This is a genomic window from Ruminococcus sp. N15.MGS-57, from assembly GCF_000980385.1.
GTDB classification, from domain to species: Bacteria; Bacillota; Clostridia; order Oscillospirales; family Ruminococcaceae; genus Hominimerdicola; species Hominimerdicola aceti.
Window position 1 is genome coordinate 36,527 of the sequence record NZ_LARF01000019.1, and the last position, 6,000, is coordinate 42,526.

The 6,000-nt window shown below is 44.6% G+C and carries 3 protein-coding genes; 2 read left to right on the forward strand and 1 reads right to left on the reverse strand.

The features are described from left to right. Positions 1–31 precede the first annotated feature (31 nt). Together WS40_RS05885 and WS40_RS05890 are read left to right on the forward strand one after the other, a co-directional pair. A complete protein-coding gene (locus tag WS40_RS05885) occupies positions 32–1,231 on the forward strand; it encodes a 6-phosphofructokinase (protein ID WP_046440968.1) in 1,200 nt (399 codons plus the stop codon). A gap of 362 nt (positions 1,232–1,593) precedes the next feature. Continuing rightward, complete coding sequence (locus WS40_RS05890; RefSeq protein WP_046440970.1) at positions 1,594–4,221, forward strand: valine--tRNA ligase; 2,628 nt, start codon at positions 1,594–1,596, stop codon at positions 4,219–4,221. 142 nt (positions 4,222–4,363) lie between these two features. On the opposite strand, the gene WS40_RS05895 is transcribed toward WS40_RS05890, so the two are convergent. Next, positions 4,364–6,000, reverse strand: a 1,637-nt coding sequence (locus tag WS40_RS05895; protein WP_046440971.1) for a DUF5915 domain-containing protein, incomplete at its 5' end; no start/stop codon positions are given.

The window sequence follows — 6,000 nt, forward strand, 5'->3', positions numbered from 1 at the left end:
TTCTCAGTAAGCTGTAAGGAGATTGATGATAATGAATATTGCCGTTGCACAATCAGGAGGACCTACCTGCGCTATCAACGCTTCATTGGTGGGAGTTTTCAAACAGGCTGTGAAAACACCACAGATAGACGCCGTTTTCGGCTCGCTCAATGGTATCGAGGGTATCATAAACGACCAGCTCATAGATCTTAAGCTTGTTATAAAAACAAACGAGGATATGGAGCTTCTAAGACAGACACCGTCAACAGTTCTCGGCTCATGCCGTTATAAACTTCCTGATGTTGAGGAGGGCGGTGAAACATATGAGCGTATCTTGAACTGCCTTGAAAAGCATAGGATAGAAGCTTTCTTTTATATCGGCGGAAACGATTCTATGGATACCGTGGCAAAGCTTTCCGATTATCTTGCGGCAAAAAATTCAAAGATAAGAGTTATAGGCATACCAAAGACTATAGATAACGACCTGCCTGTAACAGACCATACACCAGGCTTCGGCTCTGCCGCAAAGTATGTTGCCGCAACGGTTCAGGAGATAATCCGTGACAGCTCGGTTTATTCTATCGAGTCCGTCACTATCGTTGAGATAATGGGCAGACACGCTGGCTGGCTCACAGCTTCCACCTGCGTACTCAGAGCAAATGACGAGATAGCCCCTCACCTTATCTATCTCCCTGAAAATAACTTTACCGCCGAAAAGTTCCTCGAGGACATAAGAAATCAAATGGCAAAGCACAAAGCCGTTATCATCGCAGTTTCCGAGGGCGTAAAGCTTAAGGGCGAGGAAAATAAGCCGAGAGTTGTGGATAATTTCGGTCACGAGTATCTCTCTGGCATAGGAAAGACCCTTGAACAGCTCGTTAAAGAGAATATCGGCTGTAAAGTCCGTTCTATTGAGCTTAACGTTATGCAGAGATGTTCTTCTCATATCTGCTCAAAGACGGATATAGACGAAGCCGAGGAAATAGGCTCGGCAGGCGTAAAAGCGGCTCTTGCAGGGAAAACAGGTAAAATGATGATATTCAAGCGTATCAGCGACGTGCCTTATGTTGTGACCGTTGACAGCGTTGACGCCCATGATGCTGCAAATAAGGAAAAATTCTTCCCTGCCAAGTGGTTAAGCGAGGACGGCAATGACGTAAAGCCGGAAGCCGTAAGATACTTCCTGCCACTTATCCAAGGCGAGGTAAAAATAGCAATGAAAAATGGTATGCCCGTTCATTTCAAGCTGTAAGCGTAAATTCGTTTTTATGCAAGTTGTAGGGGACGGCGCCCTCGACGTCCCGTTTGTTTAAGTCTTTTTCAATACTATCAGCAGAGCAGTTTCAAGCTGTTCTGCTTTTTTCGTTCCATACCGTCATCAGCCCTTGACAATTCGGTGCAAAAGTGAGATAATATTATAATAGGTGCAGTAATGCCATATCATGCGGAAAGGAAAGAATATAATGTGTGATCTCAAATTCAGCTTTCAAATGAAATTCACAGTTCCGTTTCGCAGACAGCCTAAGACACGAGTCTGACGGCAAAAAGGCAACGCCTCTTGGTCTTGCCACGATACTGTGATAGAAAAATATTTGCGAAAGGAATTGTTTTATAATGAAAAAAGAGCTTTCAAAGCTTTATGAGCCTAATAAGGTAGAAGATAAGATCTACAAATATTGGCTTGACGGCGGATTTTTCCACGCTGAGCCTGATTCCAAGAAAGAGCCATACTGTATAGTTATCCCACCACCGAACATCACAGGACAGCTCCATATGGGTCATGCCCTTGATGAAACTTTGCAGGATATACTTATCCGTTGGAAGAGAATGAGCGGATATGCCGCAGAGTGGATACCTGGTACAGACCACGCTTCTATCGCAACAGAAGCAAAGATAGTTGAAGCTATGCGTAAAGAGGGTCTTACAAAGGACGATATCGGCAGGGACGGTTTCCTTGAAAGAGCATTGGATTGGAAAAAGAAATACGGTGGCAGAATAGTTGAGCAGCTCAAAAAGCTCGGCTCTTCCTGCGATTGGGACAGAGAGCGTTTCACAATGGACGAGGGCTGTTCAAAGGCTGTAAAGGAAGTTTTCATAAACTACTATAATAAGGGGCTTATCTATAGAGGCGAAAGAATAATAAACTGGTGCCCGCATTGCCGTACATCTATCTCAAACGCAGAGGTTGAGTATGAAGATCAGGCTGGTCACTTCTGGCATCTGAAATATCCTCTTACAGACGGAAGCGGATATGTAGAGCTTGCTACAACACGTCCTGAAACGCTCCTGGGCGATACTGCTGTTGCAGTAAATCCAAAGGACGAAAGATATAAGGATATCGTAGGCAAGACACTTACTTTGCCGCTTGTTGGCAGAGAGATACCTGTTGTTGCCGACAGCTATGTTGATATGGAGTTTGGTACAGGCGTTGTAAAAATAACTCCAGCCCATGACCCTAACGACTTTGAAGTCGGTAAAAGACATAACTTGCCTGTTATCAACGTTCTTACTGAGGACGCAAAGATAGTTGACGATTATCCTGAGTATGCAGGCATGGATAGATACGAGGCAAGAAAGAAAATAGTTGAAGACCTTGAAAAGGGCGGCTTCCTTGCTTATGTTGAGGACCACGAGCATAACGTAGGTACTTGCTACCGCTGTGGAACAACTGTCGAGCCAAGAGTATCCCTCCAGTGGTTCGTTAAAATGGACGAGCTTGCAAAGCCTGCAATAAAGGCTGTTGAGGACGGCTCTATCAAGTTTGTTCCTGAAAGATTTGAGAAGAACTACCTTAACTGGATGAACGATATCAGAGATTGGTGTATCTCACGTCAGCTTTGGTGGGGTCATCAGATACCGGCATTTTATTGCGACGATTGCGGTGAAACTGTGGTAACAAAGGAAGACCATGCTTGCTGTCCTAAGTGCGGCAAGGAAATGCGTCAGGACCCTGACACACTTGATACATGGTTCTCATCAGCACTGTGGCCGTTCTCAACTCTCGGCTGGCCTGACAAGACAGAGGAGCTTGAGTATTTCTATCCAACAAACACTCTCGTAACAGGCTATGATATCATTCCTTTCTGGGTATCCAGAATGATAGTTGCAGGCATGGAGAACATGAAGCAGAAGCCTTTTGATACTGTTCTTATCCACGGTCTTGTTAGAGATTCACAGGGCAGAAAGATGTCAAAATCTCTTGGCAACGGTATCGACCCGCTTGTTATCATCGACCAGTACGGCGCAGATGCCCTGAGATTTATGCTCGCAACAGGCAACGCACCTGGAAACGATATGAGATTTATCGAGGATAAAGTAAAATCCTCAAGAAACTTTGCCAATAAGATATGGAACGCCGCAAGATTCATCATGATGAATCTTCCTGACGATTTCAAGGCTGATAAGCTCCCTGAAAACCTCAATGTTGAGGATAAGTGGGTAATATCAAAGTTCAATACTCTTGCAAAGGAAGTAAACGATAATCTTGATAAGTTCGAGCTTGGCGTAGCAGTTTCAAAGCTTTATGACTTTATCTGGGATATCTATTGCGATTGGTATATCGAACTTACAAAGCCAAGAATAGCCGCAGGCGGTGAAACAGAAGCCACAGCACAGGCAGTTCTCGTGTGGGTAATGAAAGGAATGCTGAAAATGCTCCACCCATTCATGCCTTATATCACCGAGGAGATCTGGCAGGCTCTCGTAAATGACGGCACAGCTATCATGGTTCAGGATTACCCTGTATATGACGAAAAGCTTGAATTTGCCGATGAAGAGGCAACATTCGAGAAGATAATCGCAGGCATAAAGAGCATAAGAAACTGCCGTGGTGAAATGAACGTTCCGCCGTCTGTAAAGGCAAAGCTTTATATTGAAACTGCACAGCCAGAAGTATTCTCACAGGGCGTAATGTTCTTTGAAAGACTTGCTTCTGCATCTGAGGTCATTATCACAGATAAGTGCGAGGAAAAGGATTGCGCCGCCGCTGTTACAGACAGTGCAAGATTTTTCATTCCGCTTGCCGATATCATAGACGTTGACAAGGAGCTTGCACGTCTTGATAAGGACAGGAAGAATGCACAGAAGGATATAGACTTCCTTAGCAAAAAGCTCAGCAATCAGGGCTTCCTTGCAAAAGCCCCTGAACAGCTTATCGAAGCCGAAAAGGCAAAGCTTGCAAAGGCAGAGGAGAAGATGTCAAAGATAATGGAATCTATCTCCGCTCTGGAAGCAAGAAAGTAATATAAAAAAAACAATGGCGAGGTCTTTCACCTCGCCATTGTTTTGTGTTTTATGTATGGGGAGCTGTGCATGGCTTATAACCCAAAACAAAAAAGGCAGGACAGCCCGAAAGCTGTCCTGCTTGATTTTTTATATCTCAGAATTAGTTCTTCTTTACGCCGATAGAAACCTTTTCGCCGTTGATATCCCAATCCTTTTCGTTGCCGACATTTTCGCCAAGAACGATATCGTCTGCAAGAACGTCATGAGAAATAGCCTCTCTGTTCTTGTCAACAACAGCCATAACCTTTTCGCTGCCGCTTACAGAAACAGTGATGTGATCCATTACCTCAAAGCCCGAATCCTTTCTCATTGTCTGAACCTTGCTGATAACTTCTCTTACAAAGCCCTCTTCAATAAGCTCAGGTGTGAGAACAGTGCTGATAGCAACAGTAACGCCGTTTTCAGAAAGGGTGTAGAAGCCCTTTTTCTGCTCAGACTCGATGAGAACATCATCCTTGTCAAGTGCTATTTCACCGCTTGAAAGTGTGAGTTTCAGACTGCCTGTTTCGTTCAGCTCGCCCATAGCCTTGTGTCCGTCAAGCTGTGAAAGCTGTGTTCTTATCTCACCAAGCTGCTTGCCGTACTTTGGACCAAGTGTCTTGAGCTGTGGCTTGAACTTATAATCAATATATGCAGATACATCATTTGAGAACTGAACGTCCTTGAGGTTAAGCTCGTCTCTGATGATGTCAATATAGTAGCTGTCAAGTGGGTGGTCTGCTGCAACGTACATCACGCTCAAAGGCTGACGGTTTTTAAGGCTTGCGCCGTTTCTTGCAGAACGTCCCAGAACAACTATCTCCAGAACTTCCTCCATGTCAGACTCAAGCTTTTCGTCTATCATGTTCTCGTCGCAAACAGGATAATCGCAAAGGTGGATACTCTCAGGAGCGTCCTTGTCAACGCTTCTAACAAGATTCTGATATATTTCCTCAGTGATGAAAGGCACCATAGGTGCTGCACACTTGCAGAGCGTAACGATAGCAGTGTAAAGAGTCATGTAGGCGTTTATCTTGTCCTGTGACATACCCTGTGCCCAGTATCTCTCTCTGCCTCTTCTTACATACCAGTTAGAAAGATCGTCAACAAACTCCTGCATAGCCTTTGCAGCCTCAGGTATCCTGTAGTTGTTAAGGTTGTCGTCAGCAGCCTTTATCATAGAGTTCATCTTTGAAAGCAGCCACTTGTCCATTACAGAAAGCTTGTCATATTCTATCTTGTGCTTTGTAGGGTCGAACTGGTCTATCTCAGCATAAAGCACATAGAACGCATATGTGTTCCAAAGCGTGCCCATGAACTTTCTTTGACCCTCTGTTACTCCCTTGTCATGGAACTTGTTAGGAAGCCATGGAGCAGAATTGGTGTAGAAATACCACCTGATAGCGTCTGCGCCGTATTTAGCCAATGCCTCGAATGGATCAACAGCGTTGCCCTTTGACTTTGACATCTTCTGACCGTTCTCGTCCTGAACAAGTCCAAGTACGATAACGTTCTTGTATGGAGCCTTGTCAAATATAAGCGTTGAGATAGCAAGCAGTGAATAGAACCAACCTCTTGTCTGGTCAACAGCTTCTGAAATGAAGTCAGCAGGGAACTGTGACTCGAAAATCTCCTTGTTCTCAAATGGATAGTGGTGCTGTGCAAAAGGCATTGAGCCTGAGTCGAACCAGCAGTCTATTACCTCTGATACACGGTGCATCTGTTTTCCGCACTCAGGGCATTTGATAGTTACAGCGT

Coding starts and splice junctions, on each gene's coding strand:
- WS40_RS05885 (WP_046440968.1), top strand. CDS start 32: ATGAATATTGCCGTTGCACAATCAGGAGGACCTACCTGCGCTATCAAC.
- WS40_RS05890 (WP_046440970.1), top strand. CDS start 1,594: ATGAAAAAAGAGCTTTCAAAGCTTTATGAGCCTAATAAGGTAGAAGAT.